The sequence below is a fragment of the Bacillus sp. 17RED48 genome (assembly GCF_019837545.1).
Lineage (GTDB): Bacteria > Bacillota > Bacilli > Bacillales > Bacillaceae_G > Bacillus_A > Bacillus_A wiedmannii.
In genome coordinates, this window is record NZ_JADAXG010000002.1 from 1,101,550 (window position 1) to 1,124,203 (window position 22,654).

20 protein-coding genes and 1 pseudogene are annotated in these 22,654 nt (G+C 35.3%); 9 read left to right on the plus strand and 12 right to left on the minus strand.

Annotated elements, in window-relative coordinates:
• Positions 1-41 precede the first annotated feature (41 nt).
• Positions 42-1,358: a branched-chain amino acid transport system II carrier protein BrnQ2 gene (gene brnQ2 / locus ILT06_RS12485; RefSeq protein ID WP_222655145.1), complete on the plus strand. Its 1,317-nt coding sequence runs from the start codon at positions 42-44 to the stop codon at positions 1,356-1,358.
• A 35-nt stretch (positions 1,359-1,393) separates the two neighbouring features.
• Here brnQ2 and ILT06_RS12490 read toward each other — a convergent pair whose 3' ends face one another.
• The 3 genes from ILT06_RS12490 to ILT06_RS12500 all read right to left on the minus strand — a co-directional run bounded on the left by ILT06_RS12490 (position 1,394) and on the right by ILT06_RS12500 (position 4,089).
• Positions 1,394-2,398, minus strand: a complete 1,005-nt coding sequence (locus tag ILT06_RS12490) for an ABC transporter permease (RefSeq protein ID WP_064473877.1) — start codon at positions 2,396-2,398, stop codon at positions 1,394-1,396.
• A 1-nt stretch (position 2,399) separates the two neighbouring features.
• Positions 2,400-3,266 carry an ABC transporter permease subunit gene (locus tag ILT06_RS12495; RefSeq protein ID WP_064473878.1) on the minus strand — a complete coding sequence of 289 codons (867 nt, stop codon included), beginning with the start codon at positions 3,264-3,266 and terminating at the stop codon, positions 2,400-2,402.
• Between the two features lie 88 nt (positions 3,267-3,354).
• Positions 3,355-4,089, minus strand: a complete 735-nt coding sequence (locus ILT06_RS12500) for a YwaF family protein (RefSeq protein ID WP_064473879.1) — start codon at positions 4,087-4,089, stop codon at positions 3,355-3,357.
• Positions 4,090-4,300: 211 nt separating this feature from the next.
• On the opposite strand from ILT06_RS12500, the gene ILT06_RS12505 reads away from it, so the two are divergent.
• The 4 genes from ILT06_RS12505 to entC all read left to right on the plus strand — a co-directional run bounded on the left by ILT06_RS12505 (position 4,301) and on the right by entC (position 9,114).
• Positions 4,301-5,407 (plus strand): efflux RND transporter periplasmic adaptor subunit, encoded by a 1,107-nt coding sequence (locus ILT06_RS12505; RefSeq protein ID WP_064473880.1) that lies wholly within the window; start codon positions 4,301-4,303, stop codon positions 5,405-5,407.
• Complete coding sequence (locus ILT06_RS12510) at positions 5,404-6,078, plus strand: ABC transporter ATP-binding protein (RefSeq protein WP_064473881.1); 675 nt, start codon at positions 5,404-5,406, stop codon at positions 6,076-6,078. Before ILT06_RS12505 ends, ILT06_RS12510 begins: the two co-directional genes overlap by 4 nt.
• Before the next feature lie 26 nt (positions 6,079-6,104).
• Complete coding sequence (locus ILT06_RS12515) at positions 6,105-7,256, plus strand: ABC transporter permease (protein ID WP_406655986.1); 1,152 nt, start codon at positions 6,105-6,107, stop codon at positions 7,254-7,256.
• A gap of 448 nt (positions 7,257-7,704) precedes the next feature.
• A complete protein-coding gene (gene entC, locus ILT06_RS12520) occupies positions 7,705-9,114 on the plus strand; it encodes a cell wall-binding protein EntC (RefSeq protein WP_222655173.1) in 1,410 nt (469 codons plus the stop codon).
• 49 nt (positions 9,115-9,163) lie between these two features.
• On the opposite strand, the pseudogene ILT06_RS12525 reads toward entC, so the two are convergent.
• The 8 genes and pseudogenes from ILT06_RS12525 to ILT06_RS12560 all read right to left on the minus strand — a co-directional run.
• Positions 9,164-9,337: pseudogene (locus ILT06_RS12525) on the minus strand (HEAT repeat domain-containing protein); the annotation flags it as partial.
• Positions 9,338-9,425: 88 nt separating this feature from the next.
• Positions 9,426-10,511 carry a DUF871 domain-containing protein gene (locus ILT06_RS12530; RefSeq protein WP_222655146.1) on the minus strand — a complete coding sequence of 362 codons (1,086 nt, stop codon included), beginning with the start codon at positions 10,509-10,511 and terminating at the stop codon, positions 9,426-9,428.
• Positions 10,501-10,779 (minus strand): hypothetical protein, encoded by a 279-nt coding sequence (locus ILT06_RS12535; RefSeq protein WP_088047963.1) that lies wholly within the window; start codon positions 10,777-10,779, stop codon positions 10,501-10,503. The genes ILT06_RS12530 and ILT06_RS12535 overlap by 11 nt, the downstream gene beginning before the upstream one ends.
• Positions 10,755-12,065: a PTS sugar transporter subunit IIC gene (locus ILT06_RS12540; protein WP_222655147.1), complete on the minus strand. Its 1,311-nt coding sequence runs from the start codon at positions 12,063-12,065 to the stop codon at positions 10,755-10,757. The genes ILT06_RS12535 and ILT06_RS12540 overlap by 25 nt, the downstream gene beginning before the upstream one ends.
• Before the next feature lie 79 nt (positions 12,066-12,144).
• The gene (locus tag ILT06_RS12545; protein WP_064473885.1) at positions 12,145-12,450 is read right to left on the minus strand and encodes a PTS sugar transporter subunit IIB; all 306 of its coding nucleotides are present in this window, start codon (positions 12,448-12,450) and stop codon (positions 12,145-12,147) included.
• 1 nt (position 12,451) lies between these two features.
• Entirely contained in the window at positions 12,452-12,772 is a 321-nt protein-coding gene (locus ILT06_RS12550) for a PTS lactose/cellobiose transporter subunit IIA (protein ID WP_000131328.1), read from the minus strand.
• Positions 12,773-12,883: 111 nt separating this feature from the next.
• Positions 12,884-14,824, minus strand: a complete 1,941-nt coding sequence (locus ILT06_RS12555) for a BglG family transcription antiterminator (protein ID WP_222655148.1) — start codon at positions 14,822-14,824, stop codon at positions 12,884-12,886.
• A 76-nt stretch (positions 14,825-14,900) separates the two neighbouring features.
• Positions 14,901-15,989, minus strand: a complete 1,089-nt coding sequence (locus ILT06_RS12560) for a DUF871 domain-containing protein (RefSeq protein ID WP_064473887.1) — start codon at positions 15,987-15,989, stop codon at positions 14,901-14,903.
• 319 nt (positions 15,990-16,308) lie between these two features.
• Between ILT06_RS12560 and ILT06_RS12565 the strand changes: the two genes are divergently transcribed.
• Together ILT06_RS12565 and ILT06_RS12570 are read left to right on the plus strand one after the other, a co-directional pair.
• Positions 16,309-17,511 (plus strand): MFS transporter, encoded by a 1,203-nt coding sequence (locus tag ILT06_RS12565; protein WP_000503276.1) that lies wholly within the window; start codon positions 16,309-16,311, stop codon positions 17,509-17,511.
• A 332-nt stretch (positions 17,512-17,843) separates the two neighbouring features.
• Positions 17,844-19,499, plus strand: coding sequence for a Na/Pi cotransporter family protein (locus ILT06_RS12570; protein WP_088047967.1), 1,656 nt, complete (start codon positions 17,844-17,846; stop codon positions 19,497-19,499).
• A 35-nt stretch (positions 19,500-19,534) separates the two neighbouring features.
• On the opposite strand, the gene ILT06_RS12575 is transcribed toward ILT06_RS12570, so the two are convergent.
• The gene (locus ILT06_RS12575; protein ID WP_088047968.1) at positions 19,535-20,533 is read right to left on the minus strand and encodes a YhdH/YhfP family quinone oxidoreductase; all 999 of its coding nucleotides are present in this window, start codon (positions 20,531-20,533) and stop codon (positions 19,535-19,537) included.
• 314 nt (positions 20,534-20,847) lie between these two features.
• On the opposite strand from ILT06_RS12575, the gene ILT06_RS12580 reads away from it, so the two are divergent.
• Entirely contained in the window at positions 20,848-22,050 is a 1,203-nt protein-coding gene (locus ILT06_RS12580) for an LCP family protein (protein WP_064473891.1), read from the plus strand.
• Between the two features lie 148 nt (positions 22,051-22,198).
• A complete protein-coding gene (locus tag ILT06_RS12585) occupies positions 22,199-22,639 on the plus strand; it encodes a hypothetical protein (RefSeq protein WP_000642356.1) in 441 nt (146 codons plus the stop codon).
• Positions 22,640-22,654 lie beyond the last annotated feature (15 nt).

The window sequence follows — 22,654 nt, forward strand, 5'->3', positions numbered from 1 at the left end:
GAATTTTCGACAAAAACACTCATTAGGAGGATTTTCTTTATATGCGTACAACTTTAAAACCAGCGCAAATACTTTCGATTAGTTTATTACTATTCGCAGTTTTCTTCGGTGCTGGTAATATGATTTTCCCGCCCCTTCTCGGTCTTTCTTCTGGAGAAAATATGTGGATTTCCATTACAGGATTTATTATTACAGACGTCGGTTTATCTTTACTAGCTATCGTCGCTGTTGCCCTTGCCGGTGGTAGTTTCAACACTTTAGCAAGCCGTGTTCATCCAAAATTCGCAGCAATATTCGCTATCATTATTTATCTTTCAATCGGCCCACTATTTGTTATTCCACGAACTGGATCTGTATCTTACGAAATTGGGATTGCACCACTTTTCCCGGACCAATGGTACTCTATGTTAATCTTTAGTGCGATTTTCTTTATAGTCGTTTACTTCTTATCATTAAATCCATCAAAATTAGTAGATCATATTGGAAAAATATTAACGCCAATTTTACTTGGAATTATTGCAATTATGGCAACAAAAGCGATTCTTTCACCAGGAACGTTTGCAGAACCTGTTGGTGACTATAAAGAAATTCCATTTTTTAAAGGATTTCTTGAAGGATTTTTAACGTTAGATGCAATTGGAGCACTTGTATTATCAACAATTGTTGTAAATGCAATTCGCCAAAACGGTATACAAGAGAAGAAATCAATTGCGAAATATACAATTATTTGCGGAAGCATTGCAGCTCTATTCTTAACAATTGTTTATTTCTTACTCGGTTATATCGGCGCTTCAAACGGCAACTTAGGACAATTCGAAAACGGTGGTCAACTATTAGCTACTGTTATGTATCAATTCTTTGGGACAAGCGGTAATGTTTTATTAAGTATCGCCATTATCTTCGCTTGTTTAACGACAGCAATTGGCGTTGTAAGTGCATTCGCCAACTATTTCGCAACAGTATTAACAAATGTTTCATATAAGAAACTCGTACTATACGTTTGTATCTTTAGCTTCGTGATTTCAAACTTAGGATTAAGCTTATTAATAAAAATTACATTACCTGTATTAATCATTTTATATCCAATTACAATCATTTTAATTTTCGTATCATTTATTGATAAATATACGAAACGTAAACCTTCTGTCTACATCGGATCAATGCTCGCAGCATTCATTATTAGCTGTATTCATGCACTTGATAATGTGGAATTGATACCAAGTTTTATCGCTAATATCGTACACACCATTCCTTTTTATAACTTAGGAATCGGCTGGATTATTCCTGCAATTATCGGTGGTATAATTGGTTACTATATTCCGCAAACAGAAGCTGAAGGTGAAGTTTCTACAAAATAAAAAGAGGCGAGCATGAACTCCATGCTTGCTTCTTTTCACATCGTATGTTTAAAAGTAAATAACTCTTCTTTTGACTGCACAGCAGATTGTTCTTCTTCTATAGCGTCCTTCTTTATCTCTCCTCCTAACCTTACTTTCATCATCGCCTCTTCTATACTTTTTACAATCATATTTCCTGAAAAAATAGTAAGTCCAAAAAATGTAATGGGAACGAGCGGAATCCACGGATTCACTGTTAATGATCTAAAATAGACTCCAATTAAACCTGACCATTCATGCGTGTAAGATTCTATTTCTTCTATCGGTCCTAAAAACTGAACTGTTCCACCAAAGAATATTTCCAGTAATCCTAAGTGCAGTAAAATAGTAAGAGTCTGCGTAAACTGCTGGAAAAATACAAGTATAAACGTCATATAAAGATGCGGAAAAATATGCTTTATAACAATGTGCCTTCTCGATCCACCTAATATGCACGCAGCTTCAATAAATTCTTCGGTTCTCAGCTTACGGACTTCCTTCGCAACATACAGTGCAATAACTGGCATCACAAGCATTACAAGTAATAAAACTTGAAACGAAGCTCTTTCAAAAAAGGTTGTTGTTTCCTCTCCACTCCCAAATGCATTTGCAGATTGAAGAAAAAAATATGCAATCATAACTGTCGGAATAACTGTAAAACTATCAAAAAAAGCCTCGATTTTTGAAAAACCTCTTTTTACATATGTTCCGAGTACGACACCGAAAAACACACCTATTACCATTCTAAGTGCCGCAATTAAAATAGATATACCAATTGTCCACTTCGCACCTTCAATGACTACATGTAACAGGTCGTATCCTTTCCGATCTGTCCCAAGTAAAAATTGGAATGAAGGTGAAAACGGTGGAACTTCTGGATTTTCATCCGCATCATATTGCAACGTAACTTGTCTAATATGTCCATCATTCCATATCGTATTTCCGATGCTCAAAAGAACTAATATGAGAAGAAACCCAATGCTTATCCAAAATCTTTTATCGCGTTTTATATACGTCCACATATTATAGTCTCTCCTTCATCGCAGCTGGAATGAGATAATGAAACAATTTAAACAAAATAAAAATCGGAATATAAATAAGCAGCACACTAACGATGAAAACCTCAATCCTAATACCCTCATACGATTTCAAAAACATAAAAATACCACCCGTATTAAAAATCCATTCTATAATATATAAATTAGATAACATAAAAAAGATATTCGTTTTTGCAAAGAAAATTGTACTAAGCAACACATTTCGTAAAATATGACGATTTAAAATATGAAAACGATCCAGCCCTTTCGCCTTAGCAAAAAGTACATAATCTTTTTCTAGCTCATTTTCAAAACGAAGCACTAACATTTTTACAAACAGAATCGTAGTCGGTATACTCAAACAAAATATTGGTAATCCTCTAATTGATTCGCCTCCAATTGATGCAATTTGAAAGGGCAAAAAACCTGTTTGTTTAAAAAACCATACAACTAAAATTTGTGATACTAAAATAAGTAGAATGTCTGGAATAGATTCTAAGAAGATGAGAAATGATTTAATGCGATGTTGTATACGCGGTGAACTACTCATAATCACATAAACAATACAAAATGCTACAAATAATGAAATAAAAAAAGCAGCTAAAAAAATAACAATCGTTTCTTTATAATGGACGAACAACTGCGGAAATAAAAATTTACCTCTCACATATTGAAAATTAGAGATATCCATTAAGTTCACAAACACTTCTTTTAAACTCTGTATGTACCTTGATACATGCAGCTCAAATCCATAAAATAATTTTGGCAGTGCCCCTAAACAAATAATACCCAAAATCGAAATAATAAATTGAACCGTCACTTCCATCCCATTCAGAAAAACTTTTTTGACCACGTTTTCCCTTCTCTCTCTATATAATTTACCACTTAATTTTATTCTTAATTTTCCGAATTGTAAATATTCACACAAAAAAATCACTAGGTTATGATCCTAGTGATTCTTTATGCGCATGCCCTTCTCTTTTCGCAAACGGCATATACAAAATAAAACATCCAATAAGCGCAGCTATTTCTAATGAAATAATATAGTAAGGGTGCGGCCCTAACATATCAAGTAATGAAGCAGTTTCTGGCTTACGAGCTAAAAACATATAATTGCCACCTGTTTTGTAGTTCACAAAAGAAACGATTGGAATTACTATGTTTAAAAATATCATCGTACGCTTAATTGATTGCAAGGTCGGTCTATATCCTTCTACCCACGTCATAAAGAGTGGCGCCCAAATGAGCAATACATGTGCAACGAAGAATTCTATAAAGCGAAAATGCGGAAAAGCATATTGCACGTTCGGCGTTAAAATAGCTTGTGATGCACCGATAATTCCTGTAAAAAATACAATCTCATATATGCGGTAACTTTTCGTTACAATCATAATCGACGCTAACAATAAACTAATCGTACATAGCTCAAATGGTAATGAAGTGGCTAGTTCAAAAATCCCTGCTTTCCATTCCCACATATGAAGTCCAATTTCACTTCCAATAAATAAAAATGCAATCGCATATCGAACCGTTATATTCCACTCACTTTGCCGTAATACATCTTGGTATTGATACAGAAAAAATATCCCCACTAACATAATAAATAATATAAGGACGTGTTGCCTTGAGTATGGAATAAATGGTTTTAATGGATGCGCACTAAAATAAGCTTCCATCTTGCCTCCTCCTCTCCTTCATACAATATTATTGTAAGAAAAAAACGACGAGTCAATTCATTTGCTCACACTTGGACAAGCTCTACCTTACATTTACATATTCATACCTTACAAAACTGTAAGGTTATTGTAAGCTAAAACGATTTGTCAGATTCTTCACCTCTTCTATACTTAATGTAGATACTAAAACGAACGAAAAGGTGATAAATAGATGAAGAAGAAAAATAAAGTGTTAATTACTAGTGTAGTAGCAATCGGAATTGCAGCTGGATCATATTTTGCATTTGCTGGTGGCGGTGGTTCAGAAGTAGCAATGGCATATAGCGGATATAAAGTAACAGAAAAACAAATTGAAAACGCGCAAAAATTTGGCGGTGAAGTCATTCCAAACGGCATCGAAACAATTTCATTCGATCCAACAAAAGGTACGTATGAATTAGCTGTAAAAAAAGGTGATGAAGTAAAAAAAGGTCAACTCCTTTTTAAATATAATGACCCTACTGCGAAACAAGGTGTAACAGAAGCAGAAATGCAAAAGAAAATCGCACAAAAAGAAGTAACATTGTTCCAAAAACAAATTGATGCAGCGAAACAAAAATTACAAAAAGATAAAAATGCAGGCCTTCCTGCTGAAGCATTAAAAGCATCAGAAATCGAAGTACAACAATTAGAATCACAAATTGAAATGAAAAAGTTTGAAGTTGAAAAATCTGATGAAATGATTAAAGCAGCAAAAGAGAAAGTAAACACACTTTCTGTAACGAGCCCTACTGATGGCGTAATTGATGACATCGTAAAAATTGCTGATGAAAAAACAGGTATGAGCGGCATTACACTTCGTCACGCTGGTCCATTTAAAGTAAAAGGTCAACTTTCTGAATATGAGCTTGCTAGTATGAAAGTTGGGCAAGAAGTAACTGTTTCATCAAAAACGGTTGCTGGTAAGACTTGGACAGGAAAAGTAACAGAAATCGGTTCTACACCATTAAAGAGCATGGACGAAAATAAAACAGTTTCTAACTATCAATTCACTGTCACATTAGACAATAGTGAAGAATTACAAAACGGCTTCCACGTTTACGTAACAAGTAAATCTGGCGAAGCAACTGGTACAATTGTTCCGAAAGGCAGCATCGTGAAAAAAGGTGACAAAAATGTTGTCTTCGTTGTAAAAGACGGTAAAGCGAAAGAACAAGCAGTTACTGTTGAATTCGAGACTGATAGCGAAGCAAAAGTTTCTGGAGTGAAAAAAGGAGAGCAAATTATCTCTAAACCTGAAAAAGACTTAAAAGATGGTATGGAGGTTGTCGTTGAATGATTAACTTAAAAGGCATCACGAAATCTTTCCAAAATGGCGCAGAATCCGTTCAAATATTACACGGCATTGACGTAACACTGAACCAGGGAGAATTCACTTCTATTATGGGACCATCTGGTTCTGGTAAATCAACATTAATGAACATTATCGGTTGCTTAGATAAACCAACGACAGGTGCGTATGAACTAGCTGGTCAAAATATTTCAAACATGTCTGAGACAGAACTTGCACGCGTTCGTAATAAAGAGATTGGGTTCATATTCCAAAACTTCATGTTATTACCGAGACTTACAGCACTTCAAAATGTAGAATTACCTCTTATTTACGCTGGAGTTGATAAAAAAGAAAGACGTGAGCGCTCATTAGCCGCTTTAACAAAAGTAGGCTTAGCTGATCGTGCTACTCACCTACCGAACGAATTATCAGGTGGACAAAAACAGCGTGTCGCAGTCGCACGTGCAATCGTAAATAATCCAAAGTTCATTTTAGCCGATGAACCGACAGGTGCACTTGATACGAAAACGAGTACACAAATTATGGACCTCTTTTACGAATTAAACAAACAAGGCTCAACAATCATTATGATTACCCATGATCGTGAAATCGGGGAAGCTGCAGCACGTCAAATTGTAATTCGTGACGGAAATATCGTCCAAGATTGGAGAGGTTAATTTTGAACACGAGTGAAAATATACGCATGGCCCTTTCCTCTATCTTTGCCCATAAAATGCGTTCCATATTAACGATGTTAGGTATTATTATCGGTATTAGTGCCATTATTACTATCATCTCAATGGGTGATGGTACAAACGCAAAGTTTAAAAAAGAGTTAGGCCAAGGAAAAGATACTGAAGTAACGATTTACTACAACAACCCTGATTACGGAACTGATAGTGCCAAAATTACAGCTGATATGTTAAAACGTCTTCAAACTGTTCCTGGTGTTAAAGATGTGTATCCAGATGTAAGTATGAAAGTAAAAGCATCTTCTGGTTCAAAAGATGTCTCTCTTGATTTAAAAGGTGGAACAGGCGCCTTCATGACAGATGCGAAAATAAAATTAGTTCACGGTCGTGAATTAAATGATAGTGAATTAAAGCAAGCAATTCCTGCTGTTATTTTAAATGAAGAAGCTTTCAACAAATTGTTTAATGGTTGGGAATCAAATTTATATACTGATATAAAAGGAAAGCCATATAAAGTAGTCGGTGTGTATGAAGCAAAAAATGATTTCGGAATGGCTATGTCAGAAGGTTATACATCACTTGAAAACGCTCCTGTAATCTCAGGAGTAACTGAGTATGACTCTGTAAGATTAATATTAACTTCGCCAGCAGAACGTAAAAGTGTAGAAAAACAAGCTGCTTCTGTTTTAAACGAAATGAAAGCTCCTAAATTTGAGCATAAATTCGAAGCACAAGATTTAGGTGAATTTACGAAGCAATTAGACGAGTCCATCGGTATGATGAAAATGGTATTCGGTGGTATCGCTGCTATTTCTTTACTTGTTGGTGGTATCGGTGTAATGAACATTATGCTTGTATCTGTAACAGAACGTACACGTGAGATCGGTATTCGTAAAGCACTTGGTGCAACGCGCGGTAAAGTATTAACACAATTCTTAATTGAATCTTGTATTTTAACAGGACTCGGTGGTTTCATCGGATTCATGCTCGGTATCTTCTTCGCTTGGATCGTCTCAATCTTTGCCGGATGGCCACTCGTTATCTCAAAAGAACTTGGACTTCTTTCAGTAGGTATCTCAATGCTAATCGGTATTGCATTCGGTTTACTACCAGCGAACAAAGCTGCAAAACTTGATCCAATTGAATGTTTACGATATGAGTAAATAAAAAACGTAGGAGTGTCAACTCCTACGTTTTTTATTTATCTATTAAATCGTGTTTCTTCTATTATATATGTTTCACGTTATCAACACCTTTAATTATTTTAGCGTACTAAAGCTATTACAGAATCCTATTATTGCAAAAATAATATGTGAAAGACTAAAATCAAGGCGTAATTTTTTCCATACCTCGACTTATTTTGTAACAATTATAGCGATATTTCATTGATTTTCACCTCATTTATATTTCTCCACAACTAAAATAGTTATCTTTACATAACTAATCTCCTGTTCCAACAGCAAAAAACGTCGTTTTTGTAACAATTAAGAAATAATTACGTAATACTACAGAAACATTATTAACCTATTAGAAATTGAAATACTCTCATTTTTATGTATCACATGCTCTAACCTCCCCTAACAACTATAAGAAAGCGCTTTTAGGATATTACTGGAATTATTACAGAATATTAATGACCCGTTACGAATGCTTTGTAGTTTTGTGTTTTCCGCAAATAAGAAAATAATGGTTGCTATAATGAGGTCAACGAAAACAAATGCAATGGAGGCTATTATGAAAAAATTTATGGGTATAGCAACAGCAGCGGTTTTTGGTCTTGGGATTTTCACAACATCTGCTAAAGCAGAAACGATTGTAACAACTGACGTACTAAACGTACGAGAAAACCCAACTACTGAATCACAAGTTGTCGGAAAGTTATTAGATGGATATAAAGTTAACGTTTTACATACAGAAAACGGATGGTCAAAAGTGAAATTGAATAGCGGTAAAGAAGCTTTCATTAGCGCTGACTATACAAAAGACACTTACTACGTAACAGCAAACGTATTAAACGTACGTGCTGGTGCAAACACAGACTCAGAAATTATTGGTAAGTTGAAACAGGATGAAGTAATCGAAACAACACACCAAGTGCAAAATGACTGGATTCAATTTGAATATAACGGAAAAACAGCTTATGTTCATGTTCCTTACTTAACAGGTAAAGCTCCAGTTAAAGTTCAACCAGCAGTTAAAGTGGAAAAAACAACTAAAGTTCAAGATACAGCTAAAGCTGTGGAAGCAACTAAAGCTCGTGAAGTAGCTGAAACGCAAGCAAAAGCTAAGGCTCAAGAGGCAACTAAAGCTCGTGAAGCAGCTGAAGCTCAAGCAGAAGCTAAGGCTCAAGAGGCAACTAAAGCTCGTGAAGCAGCTAAAGCTCAAGCAGAAGCTAAAGCTCAGGCAGCAGCTGAAGCTCAAGCAGAAGCTAAGGCCGGGGAAGCAGCTAAAGCTCGTGAAGCGGCTAAAGCCGAGGCAGCAGCTGAAGCTCAAGCAGCGGCTAAAGCTCAAGAGGCAGCTAAAGCTCGTGAAGCAGCTAAAGCTCAAGAAGCAGCTGAAGCTCGTGAAGCGGCTAAAGCTCAAGAAGCAGCTGAAGCTCGTGAAGCGGCTAAAGCTCAAGAGGCAGCTAAAGCTCGTGAAACGGCTAAAGCTCAAAAACCAACTACACAACAACCTGTTGCAAAAGAAACTGAAACAAGTGCACCATCATCTTCTCGTGAACTACGTGTTGTAGCAACAGCTTACACAGCAGACCCACTTGAAAATGGTTATAAAGCAGGCGACCAAGTAAAATCAGCTTTAGGTCATAACTTAACAGCTAATCCAAACATGAAACTTATTGCAGTTGACCCAAGTGTAATTCCATTAGGTTCAAAAGTATGGGTTGAAGGTTACGGAGTAGCAATCGCTGGTGATACTGGTGGAGCTATTAAAGGAAATAAAATCGACGTTTTAATGCCTGATAAAGGTACATCAAGTAACTGGGGACGTAAAACAGTTACAGTTAAAGTATTAAACTAGTTCGTATAAAAAGAGTCAGTCTCATTGAGGCTGACTCTTTTTTTGATTCTCACATTCTAACTTTCTCTTGAAAGTAACTAATATGATCCCGAATCCACTTTCGCTCTGACATAAATAAGTTCCCTCGTTTGTTATATACTTTATCAAACGCCTTTAAAACTTCTTCATGATTAACAAACTTATGTAAAAAACGAAGAGCGATGACAATCTCCTTCTCTCCCGTCCAAATTAAATCTATCTCTTTGCATTCTATATACGATAGATTACTATTTCAACAGAACAAAGAGGATGCCATAGCATCCTCTCCTCCCCTATTCCACACAAGTAAACTGCGTCCAAGCTCCTACATAATCTAGTAAGAATAACTCTTCTTCCGCAATTGTACCGACAATATTTTTCCGTTCATCTATCGGCATTTCTTTTAGAATGATTTGCAGTTCACCTTTATACTTACCAAATGAGTTGTTCCCAATTACAACTTGCCCTCTTTCCTGTCGTACACTTTCGCGCACTGGGAAGTCATAGTCTTTGTACTTTTTACGTACTTCTGTAGAACGTACCATATATTCTGTTATGTCGCCGCGTCTTACGTGTAATTCTTGCAGTGTCGCTTTCTTCTCTACTTCAGTCGCTTCTTCTACAAAGTGTACCTTTAGCTGTAACATGTAACGATTTAAGTTTCCTAGTTTCTCTAACTCTTCTTCACTCGCATAAGCATTTCCGATAATAACATCATCAATAAGCCCTGTTGCCCATAAATGTTTCGCTTGTACTTCAATCGGTAAATTTCGATGTTGTTCTAACGTACATAATCCGTCATTAATATCCCATGGACCGATGTCGGCTGCATGTGACGTAATAAAGGCTGCCGTACGAATACTGTGTTTTTTAAAGCGTTCACTACAGCGAATGAAATAATCATACGGAAGACCAGTAAATTTTTGCGGATAGAAATTATGACAACCAATTAAAGCTGGTTTATTCGCCTGATGCGAAAGAATATTTTCTAAGTATGCAATATCGTTACTTACGTTTAGCTCAATTTTTAAGCCGTACGGATTATTCGTCATTTTTGCTTCTGTTAATCCGTCAAAACCTAAATCTAAACGAATACCATCTGCACCTAACTCTGCAAAGAATGACAGATCGCTATAGCTAATACCAAGTTGATCAAATACTGCCGGAGCTACATCTAAAATAACTTCCATATTGTTATCTTTTGCATGATTAATAATTTCTTTAAATTCAGCTACAATTTCTTCTTTCGGACGATTCACAGATAATAGACATGTGAATATTCTTGAAAAACCGTAGCGTGCTGCTGCCGAAATGTATGCCATATCTTGTTCTTTCGTTGAATGCTCTGGATAAAGTGAAATTCCTAATTTACGCTCCATGCTTTTGCATCTCCTTCACATGTTGTATTAATGCCATGCTCGTAAATCTATATTTTGCAGATAAACATGTTGCACATAAAATCGTTGGTACAATAATTACGTACGGTGATTGTAAGCTTAGCATTACATAGGCACCCATTGAACTACCGATAAATACAATTGATACAAGTAGTAAAACTAATAACGATTTACTTTGTACCCATTTTGAATAATGAGCAATACACTGCCCCGCTACGAATGTAATTAAGATGATAATTGCTCCGAGCATTCTGTTTTCTCCTCTCCTGCTACTTGTTGTTTCTCATACATTTTGAAGAATGGATAGTAAATAACGAATGAGATAACAAAGTTAATAAGTACAAGTACACCAGCCATAATTGTCCAGTCCGTACTAATAATCGCTGCAATTGGTGCTAACATCGTAAATGGCAGTTTCGCCATCATGAGCGGAATCATGCCTGAAACAACTGCGAAATATGATACTGTCGTTGTCACTAACGGTGTTATAACGAATGGAATAATTAAAATTGGATTCATTACAATTGGTGCCCCGAAAATAATCGGTTCGTTAATATTGAATAAACCTGGCACGAATGATAATCTACCTAACTCTTTTAGGAACTTAGATTTAGAGAACATAAACATAATTACTAAAGCTAATGTTGAACCTGAGCCACCGATCCATACGAACCATTGAATAAATTGCTCTGTAAATAAGTTTGGTAATTGATGTGCATTTCCTGTAGCTGTGAATACTTCCATATTTTCAAGAATTGCTGAATCCCACATTGGACGAATGATTGGTCCTAAAATCGCTGGGCCATGTATACCGAATGACCAGAAGAACACGATTAAGAATACTGTTAATAAACCGCCGAATAAATTATTTCCTACTAATACTGATTTTAGTGGTGCGATTAAATATGTGATTGTTGTATTCACATCGAATTTCAAACCGTAACGAATACCCCAGAATAAAAGAATAACAACTAAAGTTGGAATTAATGCTGCAAACGAGTTTGCAACTGCTGGTGGTACACTGTCTGGTAACTTAATCGAGATATTATGCTTAATCATAAAGTGATAAATTTCTACTGCAATTAAAGCTGTAACAATTGCTCCGAATAAAGACGTTGCACTTAATGTTCCTACTGAAATGTATCTTCCTGCATCAATAACACCTGGTACAGCTTTCGTAATTTGAATTGGTTCAACTGATGCTAGTAAAAAGGCGAGTACAGATAACAACCCTGCACTTAACTGATTGAGCTGATAGAAGTTTGCGAGTGAAGCTCCTACCCCAAATGCTGCGTATAACGCCATTAAACCTACTGTAAATCGGAATGGAATATCTAAAATATGGCGAAATGGTGCAATCCACTCCATATACGCATCAATTGGTAAATTTAAAAAGATAACGAAAAATGATCCGACAATCGTTAACGGCAATGTAGAAATAACTCCGTTTCGAATTGCTAATAAATGTCGTTGTCCTGCAATCTTTTGCGTTGTTGGCATAATCTTTTGTTCCATAAAACTCATAAAACTATTCATCAATACCCCTCCTCTTTCTTTTTACTGTGCAAGAACAAAAAGTTATAACATTATAATGTTTATATTTAAAAAAATATAATTATGCTAAAACTAATTGTTCTGCTTGTTTCAGTACTTTTAAACCGTCACACATGCCATAATCTCTTTGTTCTATTATTGCAACCGGTATATCGTATGACTTCGCAAGAAACTGTACCGCTGGAAACAAATACTTCACTTGTGGTCCGATTAAAACAACATCAGCACTTTTTATTTCCAGTTTCACAAGTTCTGAATCAACTGCTTTAATTTTATAATCCTTCCCTTGTTTCTTTGCCTCTTCTTGCATTTTTCTTACAACCATACTCGTTGACATGCCTGCTGCACAACATAATAAAATGTACATCTTATACTGTCACTTTCTCTTCTACTCGTTTATGAAGAGTGATAAATTCTTCAGCAAGTTCTTTCACTGTAATTGCATTCATTAAATGATCTTGTGCATGCACCAACAGTAAACTGATTTCTGCATGATTTCCTCTTGCTTCCTCTTGAATTAAGTCTGTTTGAATACGATGAGCTGCTGAAATTTCTTCACTAGCAAGTGTCATCTTTTCACTCGCATTCTCAAAATCTCCTTGTCTTGCAAAAGCAATTGCTTCAAGCGCCGCGCTTCTCGCATTGCCACCATGTAAAATTAACGCAAATGGAGTTTGCATATCAGTCATTTTAAATTCCCCCAAGCTATCTTTTTTCTATATTGTTATCTTATTATGAAAACGCATACAATTAAACATAAAAAACTTCCGTTGTGTAACGGAAGTTTTTACATACTTTTCTTATATAGATAGTAATACCTCTTGGAAATCTTCAATTCCTTCAACATGCGTTAATTTCTCTATCGCACTTTGACTAGACATAATATCATATAAAAAATCATACAGCCGTTGTAAATCTTCATTATTATTACGTTTTACACTAAATAAAATAATAACTTGTACTTTTTTATCGCCCCAGTCAACGGACTTATCAAGTGTACAAAACATCAAAAATGTTTTCTCACTTAATAACTGCATCGGATGAGGAATCGCAACTAAATTCCCAACCGCTGTCGGAGATGTATTTTCTCTTTCCATAACAGAATCATAAAAGTTTTCTGGTACATAGTTTTTCTCAGCAGCTTTCTCACATAAAAACTGAATAACCTCTTCCTTCGTAGAAGCGCTATGATTTAAAAAGATTAAATCTTCCTTTATATACTGCTGCACGCTAATATTCACATGCATAAACAACTGCTGGCCGATTGACTTAAGCTCTTTATCATCAAATATTGAGTTCACTTTTATAACAGGCACAGGCAAACCACTCGGTATATGAATCGTACTAATAATACAATCTATTTTATCTTTATAAAGGTCTTCCACTTTCAATTGATAATAACCTGTAATCCCTACAATCTCTAATTTATCTCGGAACTGTGATAAAATTTTATATTTCAATAGCTGAGCGCTTCCTTGACCAGTCGCACAAACTAGTAAACATCTTTTCTTTTGATTCTGTTCCTGTAAACGACTCATCGCTCCGCCGAAGTGAATCGCAATATAACCAATTTCACTTTCCGGAATCGATTCTCCCGTATATTCACCAATTATATCTCCTACGAGAACCGCAATTTCAAAAGCATACGGATAATTCTTTTTCACTTCTGCCAATAGAGGATTTCTCGTATTTAACTTATACTTCAAACGGTTTAATAACGTTTTTAAATGAACACCAAAACCAAATAATAATTCTTCATCATAATAAAAAATAAGATTCCGTTCTTCCGCTACTTTAAAAAGAATATGTTGCATAAATGCATATAGATCTTTCCCTAATAGCTCTTCCACATTTTCATAACGATCTCTCGCTGTAACAGCAGTACTTAATAAATGCATCGTCACATATAAAACTTCTTCTTCTGGAAATAAAAGATGCAACTCTTTCTCTAAATCCCCTACAATCTGTTTCGCAATTGTATATTCTTTCTTTATTATAAGTTCTGATTGCTCCGCATTTAGTCCTTTCATATAATGTTGATCTTCACAACGCCTTAATGCAATTGCAATATGAATGACTAAATTATCAATTTCAATATCTGATAAATATATCGTTCCTCCCTCGATATACTTTAATATAACCGAACGGATAAGTGGGATATGAGGTAACGATAAATATGTATCCCTCTGTTCAAATTGCTCATGAAACGGAGTATGATCATAACGCGGTAAACCATATTGTGATAAACAAGAACGAATATGAAACTCCTCTCCCACAATACGTATACCATAATACGGTCTCTTTTCAATTTGTAATTGATAGCGACCACATATATCTGTCACATCTTTCATAATTAAATTCACAGTCGATTTACTCACATAAATCTCTTCTGCTAACTGTGAAAGCTTCACATACCCCTCTGTCGTTACAATACGTTGCAGAATGTACGCTATCCTTTCTTCATAAGAAGTTGGGATCTTTTCCGTCTGTTTTTGAAATAGGCCCACGCAAAACTCTTCAAACTTCTTCGTTTGTATAATTTCTAGTTCGTATCCAGTCCCTCTTTGCGATTCAATTTTCGCCCCGTTTTCTTCCAATATATCATTTAATAATTTTATATCTTTTTGAATCGTCTTCGTTGATACATGTAAACGGCTCGCTAAAAACGCTCGATTTAACATCGACTTCTCTTCTAAAAACTCCTCTAAAATAGAAATTAATCGCTGATGCACTTTTGTCATAGCTCTTCCTCTCACAATTTATATATAAAAAGGAAAAAGCTGCTGAGGTCAGTAGTTTTTTCCTTTTTCATTTTATCTATTTCTTTAATGTAAATCCGAATTTATCCCATGCTTGTAAATAATCTAATAAGAAAATTTCTTCTTCTACAATTCGGCCAACTACATTTGTTTTTCCTGTGTTCACCATATCTTTTAACGCAATTTGTAATTCACCTTTATATTGACCATACTGTTCATTATCAATTAAAAGATCACCGCGTTTAATTTCGCGTGTATTATGCGGTTTGAACTCTTCTTTCTTATATTTCACACGACTTTGTGTCGAACGAATCATATATTCAGATACATCTCCACGATAAAAATGCGGTTCCTCTAATACAATAATTTTTTCTAATTCTGTTGTTGTATCATCTAGTCCTATATCAAATGTTTGTTTCTCTTTATTTAATGCACCTAGTGCTTGTAATTCTTCTTCTGATGCATATGCATTCGCAATAATAACATCATCAATTAATTCTGTCGCAAATAAATGCTTCGCTTGTGTTGTCATCGGTAATTCACGATGCTGCTCTAACGTACATAAGCCTTCTGTTACTGGCCAAGGTCCGTACGTTGCATCAAATGATGAAATAAAAGCAGCCGTTCTCATACCGTAATCTTTAAATTGTTTCGAGCATTTAATGAAATGATCGTATGATAATCCTGAATAACGATGCGGATAAAAATTATGGCAACCAATTAAATTTTCACGATTTGGTCTATGGCTCATAATGTTATCTACATATTTCGTACCGTTACTCATATTAATTTCAATTTTTAAGCCGTATGGATTGTAAGTCATAATTGATTCTTCTAAACCAGAGAATCCGACATCTAAACGAATACCGTACGCTCCTAACTCATGGAAGAACGATAAATCATTATATGAAATACCTAATTGTGTAAAGACAGACGGACTAATATCAACTAATACTTGGAACCCTAATGCGTTTGCATGCGAGATCGTTTCTTTAAACTCTTCTATAATTTTCTCTTTCTCTCCATCTACAGACAATAAGCATGTGAATACACGTGTAAATCCGTATTTACTTGCTAATGTTAAATATTCCTTATCTTTCTCTACCGTTGAATGTTCTGGATAAATAGAAATACCTAATCGTCTCATATGTACACGCCTCTTTCTTCATTGTTTTGTAAACCTTTTCAAATATATGTAGTGAAAAAGTATATATCCCCTTCTCATTCACTACTTTTTGAATCCGCTTTCTTTAAAGAAAAAACAATTTCTATCATTCATAACAACTACAAGTCTATACATCTATACTTTACAACTTTTTTTCATAGTTGTGTAGCTTTTACACAAATTTGTCAGTTTTTCCACCTCGAAAATTGTTATACGTTTTCAAGGCACCTTCCTTGACTGTTACATTGACCAATACATATACTCGAAAGAAAAGAGAAAATTTTATATAGGGGATGAATATATGGGAGAAGCAATACTCGTAAAACGAGAATCATTATGGACGAAAGAGTTTGTCGCTTTAATTTTTGCAAACTTATGTATGTTTTTAGGGTTTCAAATGTTAATTCCTACTTTACCTGTTTATGTGAAAGAAATTGGTGGCACAAGTTCCAATATCGGATTTGTTGTAGGCATGTTTACCGTTGCAGCACTTTTTGTTCGACCGCTAACTGGAAACGCCTTGCAAAAATTCAATAAAAAAATCATTTTAATGATCGGTACTGCTATTTGTTTACTCGCTATGGGCAGTTATCTTTTCGCTTCAACCATCTTCCTATTGCTTGCCGTTCGAATTTTACATGGAGCTGGTTTTGGTATTACAACGACTACATATGGAACTGTCGTTTCAGATTTAATTCCACAAGCTCGCCGCGGAGAAGGCATGGGATATTTCGGTCTTTCTGGCACGATTGCAATGGCGCTCGGTCCACTTATCGGACTTTGGCTCATGCAAACATATAACTTCACGATTCTTTTTTTATGTGCACTTTCATGTACAATTGTTTCATTAATATTAACGAAACTACTTCAAATCAAAAAATCGCCGCAACCACCACAGCAAACATCTGGTACTTTTCTCGATGGATTTATTGAGCGCAAAGCTTTACTTCCTTCATTATTAATATTATGTATTACATTAATGTACGGAGGAATCGGGAGCTTTATTACATTATTTGCTACGGAAGTCGGAATTGCTGATATAAGCCTCTTCTTCTTATTTAATGCACTTGCAATCGCTGTCACTCGTCCGTTTTCTGGAAAGTTATACGATGCGAAAGGTCATGCATTCGTTATTATTCCAGGGGTTATCATTACGTTTACAGGTATTATTTTATTGTCGTATACAACTACCATTCCGAGTTTAATTATTGCAGCAGCATGCTACGGAAGTGGTTTTGGAGCGATTCAACCTGCACTACAAGCATGGATGATCGACCGAGTAGCACCGCACCGACGAGGAGTCGCAACAGCTACATTCTTCTCAGCATTTGATCTCGGCATTGGCGCTGGCGCAATTATATTTGGATTCATTGCACATTTTACAAACTACGCAACTGTATATCGCTATTCCTCTCTATTACTTATTGCATTCCTGTTCATTTACATCACAAGTATAAGAAAGCAAAAGCATGGAGATAAAAACAGAGAAAAAGCTGCTGGATAATTTCAGTAGCTTTTTTTATCGTATTTTTGCTGTTATAAAACTACATGCATTTTCCTACATATTTTTTTACCTTTCATCAAAAAATATACGATGAACTCGCAGACGCTTTCCTTGATATTTAACTGAAAAATACTATTCTAAAAAGTGTGATTTCTTTACAAAATTAAGATTTATATAAGATGAAAACCAATAAAATACAGCTGTTTCTTTAAGTAATTGTAAACTTTTTATCTCTTTGTAAAGTTAGTGTAAATTTTACTAACAAACCGTTTACAGTGCCTCAAGGTTCAGTTAATAATTACATCGTACATGAAATTTAAGGAGTGGAATGCGTGGAATATAATGTTCAAGATATGATCTTCCAGTTCATTGGTGGATTAGGTATTTTCTTATTTGGGATTAAATACATGGGCGATGGACTGCAACAAGCAGCTGGTGATCGTCTTCGCGATATTTTAGATCGCTTTACAACAAACCCACTTATGGGTGTACTAGCAGGTATGTTAGTTACTGTATTAATCCAATCAAGTTCAGGAACAACCGCTTTAACAGTCGGACTTGTAAGTGCCGGATTTATGACATTAAGACAAGCAATCGGTGTTATTATGGGTGCGAACATCGGAACGACAGTTACTGCATTTATTATCGGAATTAAAATCGGAGAATATGCGCTCCCAGTTATGGCAGTTGGAGCGATTTTACTATTCTTCTTTAAAAATAAAAAAGTACATTCTGTAGGTCAAGTTGTATTCGGTTTTGGTATGTTATTCTTCGGTTTAGAATTAATGAGCGCAGGTATGAAACCTCTTCGCTCTTTAGAGTCATTCCAAGAGTTAATGGTTAGCATGAGTGACAATCCAATTTTAGGAATTATTGTCGGTACAGTGTTCACTTTAATTGTACAAAGCTCAAGCGCAACAATCGGTATTTTACAAGAACTATTCGGTCAAGGTGCTATTGATTTACAAGCTTCTCTTCCTGTATTGTTCGGTGATAATATCGGTACAACAATTACAGCAGTATTAGCAGCAATCGGTACTTCAATTGCCGCAAGACGTGCAGCATTAGTTCACGTTATCTTTAATATTATCGGTACCATTATCTTTACAATTTTATTAGTACCATTTACAAGTTTAATCCAATATTTCCAAACGTCATTAAACTTAAATCCAGAAATGACAATTGCATTTGCACACGGAACATTTAACGTAACGAATACAATCATTCAGTTCCCATTCATTGCAGTATTAGCATGGATCGTAACAAAAATCATTCGTGGTGAAGATTCATCTATTAACTTCAAACCGCAACATTTAAATCCAATCTTTATTGAGCAATCTCCAGCTATTGCTTTAACTGAAGCTCAAAAAGAGGTTGTGCGTATGGCTGAATTTTCATTACACGGCTTAAAAGAAGCGAATCAATATTTAAATACACAAGACAAAAAGCACGAAAACATGGCTACTCAATTAGAAGGAGCTATTAACAATTTAGATAAAAAAATTACCGAGTATTTAGTTTTACTATCAGAAAAGCCGCTTTCACCTTCAGACTCTGAAAAACACTCCGTTTTAGCTGGTGTTGTTGGAGATATTGAACGTGTTGGTGATCATGTAGAAAACCTTGTAGAACTTGTAGATTTCCAAATTTCAAACCGTGTTTCACTATCAGACGAAGCACTAGCTGAATTAAATGAAATGCTTGAGTTAACAATTTCAACATTACAAGATGCAATCAATGCTTTAACAAACTTCGATACTGAATTAGCTCAAACAGTTATTGCAAAAGAACGCAAAATCGACCAAATGGAACGTGTTCTTCGTAAACGTCACGTATTACGCCTAAACGAACGTAGCTGTTCAGGTGATGCAAGTATCATCTTCGTTGATATGGTAAGTAACTTAGAGCGTATCGGTGATCACGCTGTAAATATTGCTGATGGTGTTTTAGGTGAACAAGGTAAAATCAATTTAAAACAATCATTATAATGAAAAGAGAGACGCTTAAGTTAGCGTCTCTCTTTTCATTTCATATTTACAACCGTTCTTCCTTTTAACTTTCCTTGCAATATAAGTGTAAACTTTTCATCTAACTCTTCCAATGTACATTCTTCTGTATAAGATAGTAACTCATTATTTTCCCATTCACTTGCTAAGAGCGTCCACACATCTCTTCTCACATCCACTGGGCATTGCACAGAATCTATTCCTAAAAGACTTATGCCTCGCAAAATAAATGGATATACCGTTGTTTGTAATTCCTGCCCTGCCACATTACCGCACGTCGTTACACAACCACCATACTTTACCGTTTTTAAAGCGGTTTCTAGCATATGTCCACCTACAGTATCGATAACCCCGGCGTATATCCCTTTTAACATTGGTCTTCCTGATTCATCATTCAACTCCGTACGATGAATCACTTGTTTCGCTCCTAGACGTAGTAGCATCTCTTCCTCTTCCATTTTCCCTGTTGCTCCTACTACGTTAAATCCTAGCTTACTTAAAATACTAACAGCTACACTCCCTACGCCGCCTGTTGCACCCGTTACTAAAACATCTCCCATACTAGGCGTTATGCCTGCTCCAATAAGCTTATATACTGATAAAGCAGCTGTAAAACCTGCTGTCCCATACATCATACTTTCCTTTAATGACATTCCCTCTGGTAAAGGGATGATCCAAGATGCTGGCACGCGAATATATTCTCCGAAACCACCAGAAGTATTCATACCTAAATCATAACCCGTTACGATGACTTGATCGCCTACCTTAATGGTTGCATCTTCACTACTCACAACTTCTCCCGCAGCATCAATTCCTGGCGTATGAGGATATCTCCTCGTAACCCCTTTATTACCCGTGGCTGAAAGCGCATCTTTATAATTTAATGAAGAATAATGAACCTGTATTAATACGTCTCCCTCAGGTAAACTACTTACTTCTCTCTCTACAACGTTTCTTACAAACTGCTTACTTTCTGTTTCGTTCACAACGATTGCTCGGAATGATGTATGATTCATTATGCTCTCTCCTTTATCCGTAAATTTCTTCTTTATTATATAGAAGAAATAAGTAAACCTACTCATTTCTTCTTGGCTATATTTCAACAAATCTTACTTCTCTATTACTTTCTCACAATACATATTTTCATTTCTACTAAAACAACTTATACTTATTCTACATCTCAAAAATAAAATATAAAAAATCTGACTTTTTATAAATATATTGAATTTTTACGAAATGTAAATGATTTGTAATGTTTTTTTTCGTCAAATTTCATTATAATAAGTGGATATGAGTGTCGTATTTCAATTCAAATGAAGGAGTACAAGAAATGGAGCAAAACCCATCTTTGCAAGAAAATACACGCAGTAAACCGAAAAAAGGTAAGAAAAAAACAAAAATTATTATAAGCGTTATTCTATTCTTTTTAATAATAGGTGGCGGTTATACTTGGTTTTTAGTAAATAAAGCATCTTCTGCTGTTCGAAATGCCGCACACGATTTAGCACGCGGTGATAAATCTGATTTACGTGATAAAGCTGTAAAACCTATCGCAAATAACGTCTCTGTCTTAGTCATGGGTGTTGATGAAAGCGATGTCCGCGGGAAAGAATATGGTGAAGCTATAAGAACGGATGCACTATTACTTGCAACGTTTAATAAAGATAGCAAAACTGTAAAACTATTAAGCATTCCACGAGATACATATACTTATATTCCAGTGGAAAAGAAAAAAGATAAAATTACACACGCTCATGCATACGGTTCTACTAAAAACGGAAAAGATGGTGGACCACAAGCAAGTATTGATGCAGTTGAAAAATTAATGAATGTTCCTGTCGATTACTTTGTAAAGTTTAACTTCAAATCATTTATGAAAATTGTCGATGATTTAGGCGGGATTGAAGTCGATGTACCAGTTGAATTTACTGAACAAGATAGCAATGATAATGCTGATGCAATTCATCTGAAAAAAGGTGTTCAAAAGCTAAATAGTGAAGAAGCTCTTGCTCTTGCTAGAACGCGCCACATCGATAGTGATGCAATGCGTGGACAACGTCAACAACTCGTTATTGAAGCAATTTTAAAGAAACTAACAAGCGTTGGATCTGTAACAAAAGTTGGTAACATCATTGATGATATTAACGGACAATTCGTTACTAACTTAACATTCGATGATATGCTTTCATTCTACAAGTACGGATCGGACTCGGAAATTGAGAAATTACAAATTCAAGGTGAAGACTGCTATATGGAAAAAGGTGACGATACATGTAGCAAATCTGCTGGTGGCGGCCGAACGTATTACTACAATCCAGATAAAAAAGAATTAGCAACTGTTACAAACGAACTTCGTACTCACCTTGGATTACCTGCATATACAAAAACAGACTCTGATTCGAAGAAAACAAGCACAGAGAAAACAAAAGAATCTAAGTCTGAAAATTCAAGTGAACGCCAATCAAGTAACAATGAAGTGAAAAATAAAAATAGCAGTGAAGATACAGAAACATCGTCTAACGGCAATGAATAAAAAAGAAGCAGTTCTCTATGGAGGTAGAGTGCTGCTTCTTTTTATTTCTTTGGAATCAAAAATCAGAACTTTCTAACTATCTTTTTTAATATTTTTAAATTATAATAAATAGTAGCAATCTATTCCAATTATCAGGGGGCTCATACATATGAAAGCTGCAGTAAAACATAACATCTCAGATTTTAAAGACTACTTAAAATCAAACGATATATTCATGGAAGAAAATATAGATGAAAATGATGGTTCTGTTCATTTTTCAGTAGGATTAGAGACAGAAGCTGGCGCAAAAATTCAACTTATCGCTGCTTTCCAAAACGAACATCCTACTGTAGATATATACTGCTTCAATGTTGCTCACGTACCGGATGCAACATCAACAAATGATATTTTGCATGTTATCAATGAATTAAACACATCTTATCGATTTGCAAAATTCACATTAAACAAGCAAAATGCAATTGATATTTCAGCATCGCTTGCATTCTCAGAACCAAACTTTAATCCAGCGCTTGTCTTTGAACATACGAGAATGCTATATAAATTAGCAAATGACGAATATAAAAACTTAATGAAAGTTATTTGGGCATAAATAAAAGGATGGGGC